General features: G+C 68.3%; 16 protein-coding genes. 8 read left to right on the top strand and 8 right to left on the bottom strand.

Annotated elements, in window-relative coordinates; genetic code table 11:
• The first annotated feature begins 1 nt into the window (after position 1).
• Entirely contained in the window at positions 2-1,939 is a 1,938-nt protein-coding gene (locus tag L1892_RS11505) for an SDR family oxidoreductase (RefSeq protein WP_235723718.1), read from the top strand.
• The gene (locus tag L1892_RS11500) at positions 1,936-3,033 is read left to right on the top strand and encodes an alanine racemase (protein ID WP_235723717.1); all 1,098 of its coding nucleotides are present in this window, start codon (positions 1,936-1,938) and stop codon (positions 3,031-3,033) included. The genes L1892_RS11505 and L1892_RS11500 overlap by 4 nt, the downstream gene beginning before the upstream one ends.
• A gap of 5 nt (positions 3,034-3,038) precedes the next feature.
• Here the strand turns inward: L1892_RS11500 and L1892_RS11495 are convergent, their stop codons facing one another.
• The 3 genes from L1892_RS11495 to L1892_RS11485 all read right to left on the bottom strand — a co-directional run bounded on the left by L1892_RS11495 (position 3,039) and on the right by L1892_RS11485 (position 6,750).
• Positions 3,039-4,691, bottom strand: a complete 1,653-nt coding sequence (locus L1892_RS11495) for a DNA polymerase Y family protein (RefSeq protein ID WP_235723716.1) — start codon at positions 4,689-4,691, stop codon at positions 3,039-3,041.
• A complete protein-coding gene (gene imuA' / locus L1892_RS11490; RefSeq protein WP_235723715.1) occupies positions 4,691-5,485 on the bottom strand; it encodes a DnaE2-dependent mutagenesis accessory factor ImuA' in 795 nt (264 codons plus the stop codon). Before imuA' ends, L1892_RS11495 begins: the two co-directional genes overlap by 1 nt.
• Positions 5,486-5,730: 245 nt before the next feature.
• A complete protein-coding gene (locus L1892_RS11485; protein WP_235723714.1) occupies positions 5,731-6,750 on the bottom strand; it encodes an Rv2578c family radical SAM protein in 1,020 nt (339 codons plus the stop codon).
• A gap of 77 nt (positions 6,751-6,827) precedes the next feature.
• Between L1892_RS11485 and L1892_RS11480 the strand changes: the two genes are divergently transcribed.
• A complete protein-coding gene (locus tag L1892_RS11480) occupies positions 6,828-8,036 on the top strand; it encodes a serine/threonine-protein kinase (protein WP_235723713.1) in 1,209 nt (402 codons plus the stop codon).
• 19 nt (positions 8,037-8,055) lie between these two features.
• On the opposite strand, the gene L1892_RS11475 is transcribed toward L1892_RS11480, so the two are convergent.
• Together L1892_RS11475 and L1892_RS11470 are read right to left on the bottom strand one after the other, a co-directional pair.
• Entirely contained in the window at positions 8,056-8,739 is a 684-nt protein-coding gene (locus L1892_RS11475; RefSeq protein WP_308191702.1) for a LuxR C-terminal-related transcriptional regulator, read from the bottom strand.
• A complete protein-coding gene (locus L1892_RS11470) occupies positions 8,736-10,022 on the bottom strand; it encodes an ATP-binding protein (RefSeq protein WP_235723757.1) in 1,287 nt (428 codons plus the stop codon). The genes L1892_RS11475 and L1892_RS11470 overlap by 4 nt, the downstream gene beginning before the upstream one ends.
• Positions 10,023-10,190: 168 nt before the next feature.
• Here L1892_RS11470 and L1892_RS11465 point away from each other — a divergent pair, with 168 nt between their 5' ends.
• On the top strand, positions 10,191-11,639 hold the full coding sequence (locus L1892_RS11465) for a PspC domain-containing protein (protein ID WP_308191701.1): 1,449 nt from the start codon (positions 10,191-10,193) through the stop codon (positions 11,637-11,639).
• A complete protein-coding gene (locus L1892_RS11460) occupies positions 11,636-11,866 on the top strand; it encodes a hypothetical protein (protein ID WP_235723712.1) in 231 nt (76 codons plus the stop codon). The genes L1892_RS11465 and L1892_RS11460 overlap by 4 nt, the downstream gene beginning before the upstream one ends.
• 24 nt (positions 11,867-11,890) lie before the next feature.
• Here the strand turns inward: L1892_RS11460 and guaA are convergent, their stop codons facing one another.
• Complete coding sequence (gene guaA, locus L1892_RS11455) at positions 11,891-13,528, bottom strand: glutamine-hydrolyzing GMP synthase (protein WP_268900204.1); 1,638 nt, start codon at positions 13,526-13,528, stop codon at positions 11,891-11,893.
• On the opposite strand from guaA, the gene L1892_RS11450 reads away from it, so the two are divergent.
• Genes L1892_RS11450 through L1892_RS11440 form a run of 3 tightly spaced genes read left to right on the top strand, consistent with a single transcriptional unit; the run spans position 13,527 to position 15,439 of the window.
• Positions 13,527-14,138, top strand: coding sequence for a biotin transporter BioY (locus L1892_RS11450; RefSeq protein ID WP_235723710.1), 612 nt, complete (start codon positions 13,527-13,529; stop codon positions 14,136-14,138). The two genes, guaA and L1892_RS11450, sit on opposite strands and share 2 nt — an antisense overlap.
• Before the next feature lie 27 nt (positions 14,139-14,165).
• On the top strand, positions 14,166-14,840 hold the full coding sequence (locus L1892_RS11445) for an energy-coupling factor ABC transporter ATP-binding protein (protein ID WP_235723709.1): 675 nt from the start codon (positions 14,166-14,168) through the stop codon (positions 14,838-14,840).
• On the top strand, positions 14,837-15,439 hold the full coding sequence (locus tag L1892_RS11440) for an energy-coupling factor transporter transmembrane component T family protein (protein WP_235723708.1): 603 nt from the start codon (positions 14,837-14,839) through the stop codon (positions 15,437-15,439). Before L1892_RS11445 ends, L1892_RS11440 begins: the two co-directional genes overlap by 4 nt.
• Positions 15,440-15,520: 81 nt before the next feature.
• On the opposite strand, the gene L1892_RS11435 is transcribed toward L1892_RS11440, so the two are convergent.
• Positions 15,521-16,681: a GuaB3 family IMP dehydrogenase-related protein gene (locus L1892_RS11435; RefSeq protein WP_235723707.1), complete on the bottom strand. Its 1,161-nt coding sequence runs from the start codon at positions 16,679-16,681 to the stop codon at positions 15,521-15,523.
• Positions 16,682-16,748: 67 nt separating this feature from the next.
• The gene (guaB, locus tag L1892_RS11430; protein ID WP_235723706.1) at positions 16,749-18,260 is read right to left on the bottom strand and encodes an IMP dehydrogenase; all 1,512 of its coding nucleotides are present in this window, start codon (positions 18,258-18,260) and stop codon (positions 16,749-16,751) included.
• Positions 18,261-18,339 lie beyond the last annotated feature (79 nt).

Below are 18,339 nucleotides of genomic sequence, written 5' to 3'. Positions count from 1 at the left end.
CATGACGACCTACTTCATCACCGGCGGTTCCGGCTTCATCGGCCGTCGGGTCATCGAACGCCTCCTGGCCGTCGAGTCCGACACACGGATCATCGCGCTGGTACGGGGCGCCACGCTGTCGCGGTTCAGCGAATTCCTGGCCTCCGCCGACAGCACGGGACGCGTCCTGCCGGTGGTCGGCGATCTCACTGCTGCCGGACTCGGCCTCGACGCCGACGAACTGCCCGACATCGATCACGTCATCCATCTCGCGGCCATCTACGACATGACCGCGGACGCCGATGTGCAGCACACCGCCAACGTCGAGGGCACCGCACGCGTGGCCGACTTCGCGATGGCCGCCGACGCGCTTCTGCACCATGTCTCGTCTATCGCGGTGGCCGGCGATCATCGCGGCACCTACACCGAGGACGACTTCGACACCGGTCAGGGGTTCCCCACGCCGTATCACCGCACCAAGTTCGAGGCCGAGCGTCTGGTTCGCAACCGAGAAGGGTTGCGCTGGCGCATCTATCGTCCGTCGGTAGTGGTCGGCGACTCCCGTACCGGTGAGATGGACAAGGTCGACGGACCCTACTACTTCTTCGGCCACCTGCAACTGCTCGGCGCGCTGCCCTCGTCGCTGCCACTGCCGATGCCCGATCTGGGAAACACCAACATCGTCCCGGTCGACTATGTGGTCGCCTCGCTCGTCGCGCTGTGCGCGCTCGATCCGGAACACAGCGGCCTCGTCCATCACCTCGCCGACCCACGGCGACGGACGATCACCGACATGTACAACGCGATCGCACCGGGATTCGACGGACCGCGCGGGCACACCGTGGTGCCGAACGCCATCGTCGAACCGATGCTGCGGTTGGCGGGAACCGGTCCGCTGCGGGTCGGCCGCGATCTACTGGCCACCCAGCAGGGTGTCCCGCCGGCGCTGCTGGACACCGTCGCACTGACCGCGGACTTCCGTGCGGACGCCACTGCCACCGTTCTGCACGGTCTCGGCATCACGCTGCCCGACCTCGAGGAGTACGGGCCACGGCTGTGGTCCTACTGGGCCGAACACCTCGACCCCGCACGACATCGGCGGCAGGATCCACGCGGGCCACTGGTCGGCAAGAACATCCTGATCACCGGCGGCTCGGCGGGAATCGGCAAGGCTGCGGCCAGGATGTGTCTGGCCCGCGGCGCGAACGTGATGATCGTGGCACGAGATCCGGCGGGACTCGATGCGGCCGTGTCCGAACTCTCCGCGACCCCTAGCAAGGACGGGGTGCCTCCCGGCCGCGTGAGCGCCTATCAATGCGACGTCACCGACACCGAATCCGTCACCGGCATGGTCAAAAGAGTTCTCGCCGAACATGATCACGTGGACGTGCTGGTGAACAACGCGGGTCGCTCCATCCGCCGGGCCACCATCAACGCCACCGATCGGATGCACGACTACCAGCGGGTCATGGCGGTCAACTACTTCGGTGCGGTCAACCTGATCCTCGCGCTGCTACCACATATGGTGGCCCGGCAATCCGGCCATATCGTGAACGTGACCTCCATCGCGGTGCAGTCCAGAACGGCTCGGTTCGGTGCGTATGCGGCGTCGAAAGCGGCGCTGGAGGCCTTCAGTGACGTCGTCGGGGTCGAGACCCTGTCCGATCACGTGACATTCACCAATGTCCGGCTACCACTGGTCCGCACCCGCATGATCGCTCCGACCGAGGCCTATGAGGACCAGGCCGGCGTCTGGGGCGTGGACAAAGCGGCGTCGCGGGTGCTGCATGGCATCGTCGACCGCCCGCGCCGGATCAACTCCGCGATGGGGTCACTGGCCGAGTTCGGGCATCGGATCGCTCCGGGTCTGACCGCGCGGCTCCTGCACCAGGAATACCTGCTGTTCGGCGAATCGGCCGCCGCACTCGGACAGGCCACCGGCTACGATCGTCGTCCATGACAGATGAGTCGATGGCCGACGACACGCCCTTCCTGTCGGTCGACCTCGCTCGCCTGGACCGCAACCTCACCGCGGTCGCCGATCGCGCACGCGAGCTCGGCATCGACCTTCGGCCCCATGCCAAGACCCACAAGTGTGCACAGCTCGCCCGACGCCAAATCGATTCCGGCGCAGTGGGCCTGACGGTGGCGACGATCGGCGAGGCGGAAGCCTTCGCCGACGCTCTGGCGCCGACGGTCTCCGACCTGTTCATCGCCTACCCCTTGTGGGTCACCGAGCACAAGGGTGCACGGCTGCGTTCACTCGCCCGCCGAACCCGGCTGCGCCTGGCGATCGACTCGGTGGCCGGTGCACGACAACTCGCTGCCGTGTTGACGGATGTCCCGGTGGAGGTGGTCGTGGAGGTCGACTCCGGTCAGCACCGGACCGGAGTTGTCGCCGACAAAGCCGGAGCCCTTGCCCGCGCTGCCGACGACCTCGGGCTGCACGTCGTCGGCGTGTTCACCTTCCCCGGCCACGGCTACGGCCCCGGCCCGGCCCGTCGACGCGCCGCCGACGACGAGTTCGAGGCCCTGACGCAGGCAGCCCGATCACTGCGCGACAACGGGATCGACCCGGTGGTGCGCAGCGGCGGCTCCACCCCGACGATCGGCTTCGCGAGCGCCGAGGTGCTCACCGAGATCCGTCCCGGGGTCTACCCGTTCAACGATGCACAGCAGCTCGAGCTCGGGTCGTGCACCGCCGACGATGTCGCGCTGACGGCGATCGCCACCGTGGTACACCGCAGCGGTACCCGGATCGTCATCGATGCGGGCAGCAAGATCGTGGGCGCGGACCGACCCGCCTGGACGTCGGGGTTCGGTCGCCTCCTCGAAGCCCCGACGGCTGTCGTCACCTCGCTGTCGGAACACCACGCAGTCATCGACTTTCCGATCGACCACCCGGCAGTGTTGATTCCCGATCCCGGCACGACGGTGCGCATGGTGCCCAATCATGTGTGTACCGCAGTCAATCTGGTCGATGAACTCGTCGTGCCGATGGCCGATGGGCCTGCGGACCGATGGCCGGTGATCGCCCGCGGCGCCAACAGCTGACCACATCACTCATACACTCCCTCCACCACCCAGCTCCGCGCCCGATAGCGCAGGAGCAGGGCACGCGAATCATCGAGCAGCACCTGAGCTCGGGCGGTCATCCCGGTGGGGTCATCGTCGTCGAGCCCGCTCGGCCACGGTCCGGCCCACCACCGCAGTTCCCAGCTGCGTCGTCGCCGACCGTCCGACGCCATCTGAATCGTGGTGGGCTCGGCGGAGAAACCGCCCCGACCGGTGACCTCCACCGGGGTGCCCAGCATGTCCAACACCTGGATCGGTGTCGCCATCAGCACCGCCGGGGTCGGTTGGGGTAGTCCACCCGGCCATGGTGCCGCCGGATCCCGTGACGGTAGCCGCTCCTCGCCGAGCGCCACCAGGGTGATCTGGTCCGCGGGGCCGCGGCCTCCGCTCGTGACGGGGAGCTGCACGGCATCGCCGCCGAGCAGACCCTGAACCCGCACAAGAGCGCGCCGGGCCCGTTCACCGATCTCCGGGTCCTCGGGTAAACCGTTGCCGCTCAACGAGTATTGCAACGTACCCGCACCGACCACCTCGATGGGCTCGAGACGCAGCAGTGCCACCGGGGAATCCGGTCGGTCGTCGGCCCCGGGACGCCCGCCGGTCAGCCACCCCTCGAGTTGCCATCGGATTCGGTCGGCGGTGGCCTCCGGTGTCAGCGGTTGCGCACACCGCCAGGTCCGGGCATGGCGCTGCCCTCGTTCGGTGACCGCTTCCACGGTGAGCCGCGTACACGCCGCCGACGCCGCCGCCAGACGTCCGGCCAGTTCGTCGGCCAGTCGGCGCCCGAGAAAAGCAGCCGAGTCCACCCGGTCGATCGGCGGATCACACCGGTGCTCGATGATCAGGTCGGCCGGGGCAACCTGTCCCGAAGGCGGCCTGCCGGGTGCGGCGTTGGCCAACCGATGAGCCACCACCGCGTCGGCGGCGAACCGGGTGGCGACGTCGCGGACCGACATCATCGCGAAGGCCCCGATGGTGGAGATCCCCAGTCTGCGCAGCAGTTCCACCAGCTCGACACGAGCCGGATCGCTCAGGCTCGGCTCCACCGCGAGGTCGCCGACAGGTCGATCGGCCAGATACGCAGCGTCACCGCCCGGCGGCACATGATGCCCACCACGGGCAGCCAGCACGGCGGTGAACAACTCGTCGGCGATCCCGCCCTGGACCTCCACCCCGCCCGCCGCCACCGCATCGATCAGCTTCTCGACCAGCACGTGCTCGTCCCCGAAATACCGGGCGGCCCTCCCCGCGGGCACCACCAGCAGCCCCGGCCGCAACACCTCGACGACGGGCACCAGATCTGCCACCACCGCGACCACCGGCTCGAACACCCGACCATCCCGGTGGTCGTCGCCGGCCATCACCGTCATCTCCGGACAGGCCGACTGCGCCTGCCGCTTACGCATGCCACGCCGCACCCCGGCCATCCGCGCCGGCGCCGAACAGGCCACCACCCGATTGGCGTGGAGGACGGCGACCGGGTGATGTGGCGGCAGATCCGCGGCGATCGCCGCCGCGGTCGCAGGCCAGTCCGGGCACCACAAGGCGAGGATGCGCTTCTCCGACGCTCCCGATGCCTGCGACGCTCCCGGTGGTTCCGGTGAGCCGAGCTCCGGTGCCGTGGTCAGCTCGGACATCAGTTCGCCACCGCCAAGCGGGGGCCGGTCGATGACGCAGCCAGTTCCACCTGCCGGCCCGCACCGTATCCGCTTGTCCGCATCTCGATCTCGCCGACCACACGACGCGCACCGCGATCGGCGACCGTCAGCCGAAGGATCATCCCACCGATCCGGCCGACCCCCGGCCGCGCCGTCGCCAGATCTGCGGAATCGGCACCCGGTAGATGCCGGTAGGTGACGACCTCGGTCACCAGCCGCAGGTGCGCACCCGGCCAGGAACCACCGGTGATCAGCAGCACCGACTTCTGTTTACGCAGCCGTCCCATCATCACCCGGGTCCGCGCGGGCGGCACCGCGGCGCCGGCCAGATCCAGCACGACCAGATCCATCCCGTCGAGTAGCACGCCGGCCACCTCGACCGGGTCGACACCCGGCTCTGGCACCGTGGCGATACGGGCCAGATCGCCGCCGAGTCCGGTCACCGCCCCCAGGTTGAGGTGCGGCATACCCACCAGTCCCACCTGACATCCCGCGCCGCTCACCGATGCGATCACCGCCAGTAACACCGACCGCGCGCCATCGACCGTGAGCACACCACCGCGGCCCAGGCCACCGCGCGGCAACAGATCGGCGATCGCGGCCGGGACCGGCAGGACCTCGTCGGACGGATCGGACACCCGCATCGCCGGCCGGTCCGGCTGCCCCGACATCGCCGCGATCCGACGCCGGAGACGGTCCAGTTCACCGTCTGTCGAACGGCGGACACGGGGGTTCTCCGAACCGTTCTCGGAAACCTCCAACGACACACTCATACAGCCTCCTACCAGCGACTTTCCGCAATAGCGCGCCGGGAAGATGCACGTGCGTTCGAACATGTTTTCGAGTGATTTCGATACTAGGGCGCACCACCGACAACCGCAACGCGCGAGGTCAGCGGCATGCGCCCGATCGTTGTTCCACCCAGAACCCAGACGCCCCCGCAACACACGGAGGAGGCCGACATCGAGCACGCGAAGCACGGCGGCGACGCGCACGGCCGCACGCGGCACGGCGGAACTCAGAAGAGGGTGAGCGCCTCTGGCGTCGGACCGGGGGCAGGGGCACCGGCCGACGCCGCGGCCCGCAGGCCGGCCGCACCCGACAACCCGTGACGTTCGACGAGGGGGCGCATCCGAGCGGCCAACCACGCCGAGTACTCCGGGGTCACATAGGCACCCCGGCCGTAGAGGCCGCGGTACCGACGCACCAGCGCCGGATGCTCGGCAGCCAGCCACTCCAGAAACCACGGCTTCGTAGCACCGCGCAGATGCATCGGGAAGGCGGTGACACCGGCGGCACCGGCATCGGCGAGGGCCGCGATCAGGCTCTCGAGATGAGACACCGAGTCGGTCAGATACGGGATCACCGGCGCGACCATCACATGCGGCGCGAATCCCGCATCGGCCACCGCCCGGATCAGCTCCAGCCTTGCCTTGGGCGAGGGTGTGCCCGGTTCGATCGCCTTCTGCAGCTCGGCATCATAGAAGGCCAGTGAGATCCCGATGCTCACCGGCACCTTCTGCGCCGCCTGCCGCAACAACGGCAGATCGCGACGCAACAACGTGCCCTTGGTCAGGATCGAGAAGGGTGTCGCGGACTCCGCAAGCGCCGAGATCACCCCCGGCATCAGCCGATAACGCCCCTCGGCGCGCTGATAGGGGTCGGTGTTGGTCCCCAGCGCAACGGTCTCCCGGGTCCACGATCGCCGCCGCAGTTCCTTGCGCAGCACCGCGGCGACATTGAGCTTCACCACCACCTGGCTGTCGAAGTCACGGCCGGCGTCGAGATCCAGGTACTCATGGGTCGGCCGGGCAAAACAGTATCGACAAGCGTGCGTGCAGCCGCGAAAGGTGTTGACAGTGAAACGGAACGGCAGATTCGCGGCGTCGGGAACCTGATTGAGCGCACTCTTGGCGAGCACCTCGTGGAACGTGACTCCCTCGAACTCAGGGGTCTGCACCGACCGCACCAGACCCGCCTTTCCCAAGCCGGGCAGAGCACCGTCGTCGACCCCGACCCCCTGATCGGACCACCGCATACCCGAAGTCGAACATATGTGCGATGACGCTGTCAAGCGTCGCACCCTGTCTCGACGGCACGACTATCATGCAGCCTATGCCGACCACCCCGGACCACCATCGCACGCCCGGTCCCCAGTATCTGGTCGCCGGACGGTATCGATTGCGGTCACGCATAGGCGGCGGCGGCATGGGCGCGGTCTGGCTGGCCCGCGATCAGCTGTTCGACCGGGACGTCGCGGTCAAGCAAGTGGTCTCCACCGAGGGCCTCAGCGAAGAAACCGCCGAGAACATCCGACAACGCGCCATGCGCGAGGGTCGGATAGCCGCCAAACTCGTCCATCGCAACGCCATCGCGATGCACGACGTCGCCCTCGACAGCGGTGAGCCCTGGCTGGTGATGGAGTATCTCCCATCCCGCAGCGTCGCGCAGATCCTGCACACCACAAAGACTCTCGATGTACGACAAGCGGCGCAGATCGGCGCCCAGGTGGCCGACGCCATGGCCACCGCACACACCGCCGGCATCATCCACCGTGACATCAAACCGGGCAATCTGCTCGTGACCACCACCGGCCGCACCGCCGGTCTGGTCAAGATCACCGACTTCGGGATCTCCCGCCTCAAGGACGAGGTCAGTCTGCACGGCTCCGGTGTGATCACCGGGACGCCGGCATACTTCGCACCCGAGGTTGCCCGTGGCGCCGAACCCACCGAGGCGTCGGATGTGTATTCACTCGGCGCAACGGTCTACACCCTGGTCGAGGGACAACCACCGTTCGGCGTAGACGACGATTCACTTGCCCTGCTGCACAAGGTCGCTCGCGCCCGCATCAACCCGATGACGCGGGCCGGCGCAGTCGAGCCGGTACTGCTACGGCTGCTGGAACCGAGCCCGTCGCGGCGACCGACCATGGCCCAGGCACGCGACCTGCTCGCCGAAGTCGCTGCGGGTGAACGTGGTTCGGTCCGCCACGTGCTGACCAGCCCGATCACCACACCGGATGGCGGACTGCCCACATGGGCCCAGCGATCGCCGCGTCCACCACGAACGCATCCCACCGGCACCCACCTCCCGGTCGGGGGACCGCTGCCGGCCCGACCGCCCGCTGCCTCCCCGCACGCCGACGACCGAGTGTCGGCGGTGTCGACGGCAACAGAATCCGGGACCCATCAGCCCTCGGACCGGACCGGGCTGGGGCGCTCAGGCCCGTCGGGATTGTCGCCGACGATGCTCGCCGTCGGCATCGGTGCGGTCCTCGCGCTGATCGTCGTGGTGGTGCTGATCCTCGTCGTAGCCGGGTGAACGGCCCGGAGTGCTGGGGCTAGCCGATGTGGCGGGTGGCCGCCCATCGGGTCAACGCGTTTCGGTTGGACTGTTGGGTCTTGCGCAACACATTGGAGGCATGCGTCTCGACCGTCTTGATCGAGATGAACAGCTCGTCGGCGATCTCCCGGTAGGTGTAACCGCGCGCCAGCAGCCGTAGCACCTCGAGTTCCCGCTTGGTCAGCGAGTCGAGTTCCGGATCGAGAGGCGGCTCGGGCGCAGCGGACTTGCCGGTGAACGAGTCGAGCACGAATCCGGCCAGGCGCGGACTGAACACCGCATCCCCATCGGAGACCCTCCGCACGGCGTCGGCGAGCGCCGCCCCGTCGATGGTCTTGGTGACATAGCCACGCGCACCGGCCCGGATCGTCGCGATGACATCCTCGGCGGCGTCGGACACGCTGAGCGCCAAGAACACCGGCGGCGGGCCATCGGTGATCGCGTCGGTGACCCCACGCAACACGGCCACCCCTCCGCCCGACGGCATGTGCACGTCGAGCAGAACGACGTCGGGCGCTACGGCGAGGATGCCCGCCACCGCCTCGGCCACCGTGCCCGCCTCGCCCGCGATCGCCAGACCCGGCTCCGAGGACAGCTCGGCTCGCACGCCGGAACGAAACACCGCATGGTCGTCGACCAGAAAGATCCGACACACCGCCGCGTCCGTGGATTCCGTCGTCACGATGCCTCCCTGGTCTGTCCTGCGTCGAGATGTGAGGGCCGGCCCGCGCCACTTGTATTGTCTGCGGTTCCGGCCGAACCCGTCTGTCCGGCACCCTTATCCACCGAACCGCCGTCGGGATCGGCGTGTCCCCCACCGGATTCGCGGGGCATCACGAGCCGGACGTTGGTGCCACGTCCGGGCGCCGAATCGATGGTGGCCTCCCCGTCTGCGCGATGCATCCGGGCGGTGATCGAACGGGTGATGCCGTGCCGATCGCCATCGACGAGTTCGGGGTCGAAACCGATGCCCCGATCGCGCACGAACACCTCGACCTGGTCGTCGGTCACCTCCCCGTAGACATCCACCTTGCGCTCCCCGGAATGCTTGGCGGCGTTGATCAAGGCCTCGCGTGTCGCCGCCACCAACGCCGCCCAGCGGCGTCGCTGCGCAGCGGGTTCATCCTCCGGGCGCAGGTCGCCGACCGTGATCACGTCGACCTCGATGCCGTAGTGGTCCTCGACCTCCGCGCCGACCTCCTGCAAACTCGCCGACAGCGAACCCGCGCGTTGGGCGGGATCACCGAACAACCAGCCGCGCAGTTCACGTTCCTGACTTCGCGCGAGCCGGGCGACCTCCTCCGGTCTGCCCGCCTGCTTCTGTATCAACGCGAGCGTCTGCAACACGGAGTCGTGCAGATGCGAGGCGATCTCCTCGCGTTCGGCGTTACGGATGCGTGCGGCCCGTTCCTCGTTGAGCGCACGCCACATCCGCATCCACAGTGGCACGGTCAGCAGTACCACCCCGATCAGGGTGGCGACCACCGCGAGCAACGTCGTCGACAACCCCCCGAACGACCGGTCGCCGGCCAGCACGATCACCACCAGACCGCCGATCACCAACAATGCGCCGCCGATGAAGCGCGTCCAGGTGAGCAACGGGGTGCGGGGTGTGCTGTGCGAGGTGTCGAACTCCCGCCACACGAGGCTCGCACCGATCACCACGAAGACGAACGGGACCAGATAGGCCGCCGGTGTGCCGGAGGTGGCGAAGCCGACCACCGACATCGCGACCAGCCCGACCAGCGCGAGGCCATAGGCCTGCCGACGCTCACCAGGTCCGGGCGGTGCGGTGTCGCGACCGGGCGGACAGAAGAACCACAGCAGCCCGTAGGCGAGCACACCGGCTCCGGCGAGCGCGGCGAGCACCATGAACACCACCCGCACGCGAAAGGCGTCCACACCGAGGTGATCGGCGATGCCTCCCGCGACCCCGGCGATGACCCGACCGCCGTCGCGACGCATCAGTCGCGGCGTCGGCAACTGGGCCGACGTCGACGGGCTCGAGGCCGCGGGCACGGGGGAACCACTCACACCTCGATAGTGGCACGACCGACCCGCCCCGCACATCAGGGACTTTCTCAGGGTCCTCCCCCGATGTGGTGGCACGTCCGAGTCGCCACGATGGAGACCATGGACACCAAGCAGTTCGAGGGGTTGTGGGCGACCCGGCCGATTCGACCGAGCACCAACCGCACCGTCGCCGGTGTGTGTGCCGGCATCGGCGCGCGGTACCGCGTCGACCCGACGCTGGTCAAGATCGCATTCGTGGTGGCGACGCTGTTCGGCGGTAGCGGCCTCGTGCTGTACATCGCCGCGTGGGTGGCCACGCCGAGTGAGAACAAGCAGCACGACGAGCTCGGCTCGATTCGGCACGGCGAGTTCATCCACGGCCCCACGCAACAGCATTCGCGCCATCGGCGTCACCGCAATCCACAGCTGATCCTGCTGATCGTGCTCGCGATCATCGTGCTCACCTCATTCGGCCCCAACACCACGTGGAGTTCTGGTGGCCTCCTCGGCGCAGCACTGATGCTGCTGGGCTGGTGGCTGCTCTACCAGCGCACACCGGAACCGCCGGCGGGCACCAGCGTCGACACTCATCACCCGGTCACGCCCGACGTGGTCGCGGCCCGCACCGATGGCCCACTGCAGCCGTGGATTCCACGGGCGATGATGACCGGTCCGAGCGGTGCCGCTCCCGCCACCCCGACGAACTCCCCCGGTTCTGCCGCACCACCCGCAGGTCCGTCGACCTCTCCTCCCGGGCAATCGGCGTTCGGGCCCGGGGCATTCACGGCCGGAGCACCTGACGTCGCCTCCCAACGCGCTTCCGGCACAGGGCCTGCCGCCCCGACCGACACCGGACCGGCAGAGGTTTTCGCGACCGACGAGTTGCGCCGTACCCCACCGGCCTGGGATCCGCTGGGCACCGCCCGCTTCGCCTGGGATCTGCCCGAACCCGCCACCGAACAGGCGATCGACCATCGCTCGCAACGCCGTTCGCCGCTGACCCTCGTGGTGATCGGCCTCGCGGTGATCGTCGCCGCGGCCGGTGCCGCACTGCATCAGGTCGGCGTCGACTGGTTCACCCCGGCACGCATCGTCTCGATGGCCCTCGCGGTGGTGGGTGGCGGCCTGATCTATGCGGGTCTACGCCGTCGCAACGCCGGCGGGCACAGTGCCGGGTTGGTGCCGATCGCCCTAATCCTGGGCGTCGCCGTTATCGCGACCACCAGTATCGGACATCTGAACCTGCCGTCGGGAGGCGTCGGTGAGCGGACGTGGACACCGATCGCGGAATCCGACATCGACGACGCGTATTCCCTCACGATGGGCAAGATGGTGCTCGACCTGCGCGGTGTGGACATCACCGCCGATCGCACCGTGGAACTGCGAAACGGCGTCGGCGAGATCGAGGTACTGGTGGGCGAGAACACCAACATAAGCGCCAACTGCGATGCGAACGTCGGCGACTATGTCTGCCCAGACGGACTCGACGGCGGCCGCGACGGTACCGACGGACCCGTGCTCACCATCGATGCGCACACCAACGTGGGACATGTGGAGGTGACCCGATGAACGACGACGACACCGATCTCCGCACCACCGGGAGCAGCGATACCCGGCACCGCGCGCCAGGTCTGGTCCTCCTCGGAATCGCCGCCCTGTCGGTCGCGGCGTGGGGACTGGCCGGTGGACCGGACCTACCGTCGGCCGGCGACCTCGGATGGATCGCGGTCGCCACCGGCCTGGTGATCGGCCTGCTGCTCATCGTCACCGGCGCACGGTCGTCACGACGACGATGACCCATCGATCGCCATCGACCGAAGTCACTCCCACTCGATGGTGCCCGGCGGCTTGCTCGTGACGTCGAGAACCACCCGGTTCACGTCGGGCACCTCGTTGGTGATGCGCGTCGAGATGAGTTCGAGCACCTCGTAGGGCACCCGGGTCCAGTCCGCGGTCATCGCGTCCTCACTGGACACCGGGCGCAGCACGATCGGATGGCCATACGTGCGGCCGTCGCCCTGCACCCCCACACTGCGCACATCGGCCAGCAACACCACCGGGCACTGCCAGATCTGACCGTCGAGGCCGGCGGCGGTGAGTTCCTCACGGGCGATGAGGTCGGCCTTGCGCAACATCGCCAGACGATCGGCGGTGACCTCGCCGACGATCCGAATGGCCAGACCCGGCCCCGGGAAGGGCTGGCGCCCCACGATCTCCTCGGGCAGACCTAGTTCCCGCCCAACCGCCCGGACCTCATCCTTGAACAGCAGCCGCAAGGGCTCGACCAGCGAGAACTCCAGATCCTCGGGGAGACCACCCACGTTGTGGTGACTCTTGATGTTGGCCGTACCGCTGCCGCCACCGGACTCGACGACATCCGGGTACAAGGTCCCCTGGACCAGGTACTCGACCTTGGCACCATCGGACGCGTGATCACCGAGCACGTCGGTGACCGCACCTTCGAAGGATCTGATGAACTCGCGACCGATGATCTTGCGTTTGGTCTCCGGGTCGCTGACACCGGCGAGTTCGGACAAGAAGGTGTCGGCGGCGTCCACGGTGACGAGCTTCGCGCCGGTCGCGCCGACGAAATCGTGCTGTACCTGCTCCCGCTCGCCTGCCCGCAACAACCCGTGGTCAACGAACACGCAGGTCAACCGATCGCCGATGGCCCGCTGCACCAAGGCAGCCGCCACCGCGGAGTCGACGCCGCCCGACAGTCCGCAAATGGCCAATCCGTCGCCGATCTGATCGGCCACCGCGTCGATGAGCGCATCGGCGATGTTGGCCGCGGTCCAGGTCGCCTCGAGACCGGCGATCTCGTAGAGGAAGCGCGTCAGCACCTGCTGACCGTGCGGGGTGTGCAGTACCTCCGGGTGATATTGGACACCCGCCATTTGACGGTCGACGCACTCGAACGCGGCCACCGGCGCGCCCGGGGTCGATCCGGTGACGATGAAACCCTCCGGGGGCCGCTGCACCGCATCGTTGTGGCTCATCCACACCGGCTGCGTCTCGGTCAGTCCCTCGTGCAGCACTCCGTCACCGGTCACCGTCAGCGTGGTCCGACCGAACTCACGCCCGCCGGTGTTGGCCACCTCCCCACCGAGCTGGCGGGCCATGGCCTGGAACCCGTAGCAGATGCCGAACACCGGGACCCCCAGGTCGAAGACACCCGGGTCGAGGGCGGGCGCATCTTCGGCGTACACCGACGCCGGCCCACCCGACAGGATCAGTGCCAGCGGCTTACGGGCCTCGAACTCCGCGAGCGGCGCGTCGTGCGAGATGACCTCCGAATAGATCCGCGCCTCACGCACCCGCCGGGCGATCAGCTGCGCGTACTGCGCACCGAAGTCGATGACGAGCACGGGGCGAGGACCGTCGGGAAGGGGTGCGGAAGAAGAATCTGTCACCCCGGTAAGTTTAGTGATCAACGCCGCCAGACATAATGCAGGCATGTCTTCGACCACCGGCGCGCCATCGTCCTCGCGTCGTTTCTCGCTGTCGGTGGCCGATCTCACCCAGGCCGCCGTGTTCGCCGCGCTGATCGCGGCCCTCGGGCTACCCGGCACCATCACCATCGGCTCCTCGGGTGTGCCCATCACCCTGCAGACCCTCGGCGTGATGCTGGCGGGTTCCATCCTCGGCCCGCGCAAGGGCACGCTCGCGGTGATCATCTTCGCCATACTGGCTATCGCCGGGCTACCCATCCTGGCCGGTGGACGCAGCGGACTGGTCGCACTGTCCTCCCCGACAGCCGGCTTCTTCGTGGGCTTTCTGCCCGCCGTGCTGGTGATCGGGCTGGCCACCGCGGTGATGATGCCGCGGTATCGCATCGTGTGGGGCGTTGCGATCAACATCGTCGGTGGCATGGTCGTGATCTATGCGTGCGGCGTCATCGGGTTGCTGCTGCGCACCGATCTGTCGCTGTGGGCGGCCATCTCCACCAATGGCATCTACATTCCCGGCGACATCGCCAAGGCTGTGATCGCGGCGCTGGTGGCCGCTCAGGTGCACCGCGCCTACCCGGGACTGATCGCCCCGATCCGGCTGCGCCGCCGCCACTGACCCGACGTCGGTGAGCGAATCAGATCCATGATCGATTTCCGTGGTGTCGGCCACGCCTACGAGGGCCGGGTCGTGCTCGACGACATCGACCTGACCCTGAGCGAGCGGCGGATCGGGATCATCGGCGCCAACGGCAGCGGCAAGTCGACCCTGGCGCGAATGATCAACGCTCTGGTGGTCCCCGACCGCGGTTCGGTGACGGTCAACGGGATCGACGCTGCCCGGGAGAAACGTCGGGTCCGCAAAGAGGTCGGGTTCATCTTCAGCGATCCCGATCGGCAGATCATCATGCCGACCGTCATCGAGGACATCGAGCTCTCCCTCACCCGTACCGTCCGAGACCGCGCTGAGCGCTCGGCGCGCGCCGCGGCGGTGCTCGCGCAGTTCGGGCTGGCCGATCACGCCGACCACCCCGCGCACCGGCTCTCGGGTGGCCAAAAACAACTACTCGCGCTGGCCTCGGTGCTCGTGACCGGGCCATCGGTGCTGGTCGCCGACGAGCCGACCACGCTGCTGGATCTCCGCAACAGCGCGATGCTGCGCACGGTGTTCACGACGCTGGACGAACAACTGGTGGTGCTCACACACGATCTGGACATGGTCGCCGACTACGACCGGGTCATCGTGCTCGACGAGGGCCGCGTCGTCGCCGACGACGAGCCCGCCGCGGCGGTCACCGCTTACCGTCGGCTGATGACATGACGGCCCTCGGTGTCTATCGGCCGGGTCATTCACCACTGCATCGGCTTCCTGCAGGGCTCAAACTGCTCGGTCTGGGTGCGGCGATCCTCGCGGTCAGCATCACCGTACGGACGCCGGCCGCGGTCGGGTTCCTCGCGCTCGGAGTGCTCGGCGTGTTCGCTCTCGGCGGCATCCGGCCGCGTGAGGCGTGGCGCCAGATGCGCCCGGTCGTCTGGGTGGTGGTGTTCGTCTTCGTCTTCCAGGTGATCTTCACCGATTGGCAGCGTGCCCTGGTCGTCTGCGCCGTCCTCGCGGCATCGGTGGCGATGGCCGCCGCGGTCACCCTCACCACCAGGACCTCGGCGATTCTCGACGCCGTCGTCACCGCGCTTCGGCCGCTGGCCCGGCGAGGAGTGCGGGTCGATCACATCGCGCTGGCGCTGGCGCTGGCCATCCGGTCCATCCCGCTCATGGTCGAGGTGGTGGCGCAGGTCGACGAGGCCCGCAAGGCGCGCGGGTTGCGTCCCGGCGCACGGATTCTCGTCGCGCCGGTGGTCATCGCGGCGCTGCGTACCGCCGACGGGTTCGCCGACACGCTGATCGCCCGCGGCCTCGACTGACCCGCCGACCGTACCCGCGCCGAGCCGCTCGCCTCCCGCGCTACCGCACCCGGAGCCAACCGCGTGATCACGGATGACTGCTCAGACGTGGACGGTCAGGCCCACCTTCTGGAATTCCTTGAGATCGCTGTAGCCGGCCTTGGCCATCGAACGACGCAGCGCGCCGACGAGATTGAGTTCGCCGTACGGGTCCTGCGACGGCCCGTTCAGCACACACTCCAGGCTGGGCCGGTCCTCGTCGGTCGCGACCTGCAACAGAGCACCGCGTGGGGTGTCGGGGTGGGCGGCGGCCGACGGCCAGTACCACCCGCGCCCGGGCGCCTCGGCGGCGGCGGCCAGCGGTGTACCGAGAACTGCCGCGTCGGCACCACAGGCGATGGCCTTGGCCAGGTCACCGGAGGTGTGGATATCACCGTCGGCAATCACGTGCACATACCGGCCGCCGGTCTCGTCGAGGTACTCGCGCCGGGCCGCGGCCGCGTCGGCGATCGCCGTCGCCATCGGCACCCCGATGCCGAGTACCTCGCCGGTCGTGGTGGCGCCCTCGGCAGAGCCGTACCCGACGATGACGCCGGCCGCACCCGTGCGCATCAGATGCAGGGCGGTCCGGTGATCGTGTACGCCACCGGCGATAACCGGGATGTCGAGTTCGGCGATGAAGGTCTTCAGGTTCAACGGCTCGCGAACCGGGCCGTCGTTCGGATCCGCCTGGGCCACATGCTCGGCGGAGATGATGGTGCCATGCACGACGAGGATCTCCACACCCGCCTGCAACAGCGCCGGCGTCAGTTCGGGCGCATGCTGGGGACTCACGCGGACGGCTGTGGTGACACCCGCGTCGCGCACCGTGGCGACCGCCGCACCGAGTAGGTCGGGGTCGAGCGGTGCGGCATGCAGTTGCTGCAGCAGCCGGATCGCGGCCAACGGATCGGCGTTGTCGGTGGCCACCGCGGCCAATTCCTCGAGTTTGGCGTCCACGTCGCGGTGTCGGGCCCACAGCCCTTCACCGTTGATCACCCCGAGAGCGCCGAGGCGGCCCAGTTCGACCGCCGCCGACGGCGACACCAAGGCGTCGGTGGGATGACTCAGGATCGGTGACTCGAAGCGGTAGGCATCGATCTGCCAGGCGGTCGACACATCCTTGGACGACCGGGTCCGCCGCGACGGGACGATACTGATGTCATCGAGTTCGAACGTCCGTCGGGCCGTCCGCCCCATGCCGATGTCGACGAGGTCACGCACCGTTGCGCCTTTCTGCTACACGTTTGGGTCGCGGTTGTGCCCCGGATCACACCGGGGCAAACGCGCGTCAGCGGGAATAGTAGTTGGGCGCTTCGGTGGTCAGTGTGATGTCGTGCGGGTGCGATTCCTTCAAACCGGCCGCGGTGATCTGGACGAAGCGGGCGTCGTGCAGATCGGTGATGCTCGACGACCCGGTGTAGCCCATCGCCGCGCGCAGGCCACCGACGAGCTGATGGATCACCTGGCCGAGGGGCCCGCGGAAGGGGACCCGGCCCTCGATGCCTTCGGGCACCAGCTTCTCCTCGGCGAGCACGTCGTCCTGGAAGTACCGGTCCTTGGAGTACGACTTGCCCTGACCGCGCCCCTGCATCGCGCCGAGCGAGCCCATCCCCCGGTAACTCTTGAACTGCTTGCCGTTGACCAGGATCAACTCGCCCGGTGCCTCTGCGGTGCCCGCCAGCAGCGAGCCGAGCATGGCGGTCGACGCACCGGCGGCGAGCGCCTTGGCGATGTCGCCCGAGTACTGCAGACCGCCATCGGCGATGACCGGCACGTCATGCTGCTTGCAGACGGCTACCGCTTCCAGGATCGCGGTGATCTGTGGTGCCCCGACGCCCGCGACGACCCGGGTGGTGCAGATCGACCCCGGTCCCACGCCCACCTTGACGGCGTCGGCGCCGGCCTCGACGAGCGCGAGGGCCGCCTCACGGGTTGCGACATTGCCGCCGACGACCTGCACCCGGTCGCCCACCTCGGCCTTGAGCTTGGCCACCATGTCGAGGACGAGGCGGTTGTGCGCGTGCGCGGTGTCCACGATGATCACGTCGGCGCCTGCATCGGCCAGCGCCATCGCTCGATCCCATTGCGGGTCACCGGTTCCCACAGCAGCACCGACCAGCAGACGGCCGTCGGCATCCTTGGTCGCCAACGGGTGTTGTTCGGTCTTGACGAAGTCTTTGACCGTGATCAGGCCGGTGAGTTTGCCGTTGCCGTCTACGATGGGCAGCTTCTCCACCTTGTTGCGACGCAGCAAACCGAGGGCGGCCTCCGCGGAGACCCCTTCCTGTGCGGTGATCAGCGGAGCCTTGGTCATCACCTCGGACACCGGGCGCGACTGGTCGACCTCGAAACGCATGTCACGGTTGGTGATGATGCCGACGAGTTCACCCGAACCGTCGACCACCGGGAGACCGGAGATCCGGTACCGCGCACACATCGCGTCGACCTCGGCGAGGGTGTGGGTCGGCGAGCACGTCACCGGGTCGGTGACCATGCCGGCCTCCGAGCGCTTCACGGTCTCCACCTGCCCTGCCTGATCCTCGATCGACAGATTGCGGTGCAGCACACCCATGCCACCCGCGCGCGCCATCGCGATGGCCATCCGCGCCTCGGTAACGGTGTCCATCGCCGAACTCACGAGCGGGACCTTGAGGGTGATGTCCTTGGTCACCCGCGACGAGGTGTCCACGTCGCTGGGAATGACGTCGGACGCCGAGGGCAGCAACAAGACGTCGTCGAAGGTGAGGCCGAGCATCGCGACCTTGCCGGGGTCGTCTCCACCGGTGCGCACTGCAGTCATTGCACCATGGTATCGGCACCATGGGCGTGTCCGGGCTCACCCTGCGTCGAGCCTTTCCACGTCATCGCCCACCGGGGTC

The organism is Gordonia tangerina (assembly GCF_021556435.1).
GTDB classification, from domain to species: Bacteria; Actinomycetota; Actinomycetes; order Mycobacteriales; family Mycobacteriaceae; genus Gordonia; species Gordonia tangerina.
The sequence above is the reverse complement of the archived record's forward strand: the minus strand, read 5'-3'. Positions and strand labels throughout refer to the sequence as shown.

Coding starts and splice junctions, on each gene's coding strand:
- L1892_RS11505 (WP_235723718.1), top strand. CDS start 2: ATGACGACCTACTTCATCACCGGCGGTTCCGGCTTCATCGGCCGTCGG.
- L1892_RS11500 (WP_235723717.1), top strand. CDS start 1,936: ATGACAGATGAGTCGATGGCCGACGACACGCCCTTCCTGTCGGTCGAC.
- L1892_RS11495 (WP_235723716.1), bottom strand. CDS start 4,691: ATGTCCGAGCTGACCACGGCACCGGAGCTCGGCTCACCGGAACCACCG.
- imuA' (WP_235723715.1), bottom strand. CDS start 5,485: ATGAGTGTGTCGTTGGAGGTTTCCGAGAACGGTTCGGAGAACCCCCGT.
- L1892_RS11485 (WP_235723714.1), bottom strand. CDS start 6,750: ATGCGGTGGTCCGATCAGGGGGTCGGGGTCGACGACGGTGCTCTGCCC.
- L1892_RS11480 (WP_235723713.1), top strand. CDS start 6,828: ATGCCGACCACCCCGGACCACCATCGCACGCCCGGTCCCCAGTATCTG.
- L1892_RS11470 (WP_235723757.1), bottom strand. CDS start 10,022: ATGCGTCGCGACGGCGGTCGGGTCATCGCCGGGGTCGCGGGAGGCATC.
- L1892_RS11465 (WP_308191701.1), top strand. CDS start 10,191: ATGGACACCAAGCAGTTCGAGGGGTTGTGGGCGACCCGGCCGATTCGA.
- L1892_RS11460 (WP_235723712.1), top strand. CDS start 11,636: ATGAACGACGACGACACCGATCTCCGCACCACCGGGAGCAGCGATACC.
- L1892_RS11450 (WP_235723710.1), top strand. CDS start 13,527: ATGTCTTCGACCACCGGCGCGCCATCGTCCTCGCGTCGTTTCTCGCTG.
- guaA (WP_268900204.1), bottom strand. CDS start 13,528: ATGCCTGCATTATGTCTGGCGGCGTTGATCACTAAACTTACCGGGGTG.
- L1892_RS11445 (WP_235723709.1), top strand. CDS start 14,166: ATGATCGATTTCCGTGGTGTCGGCCACGCCTACGAGGGCCGGGTCGTG.
- L1892_RS11440 (WP_235723708.1), top strand. CDS start 14,837: ATGACGGCCCTCGGTGTCTATCGGCCGGGTCATTCACCACTGCATCGG.
- guaB (WP_235723706.1), bottom strand. CDS start 18,260: ATGACTGCAGTGCGCACCGGTGGAGACGACCCCGGCAAGGTCGCGATG.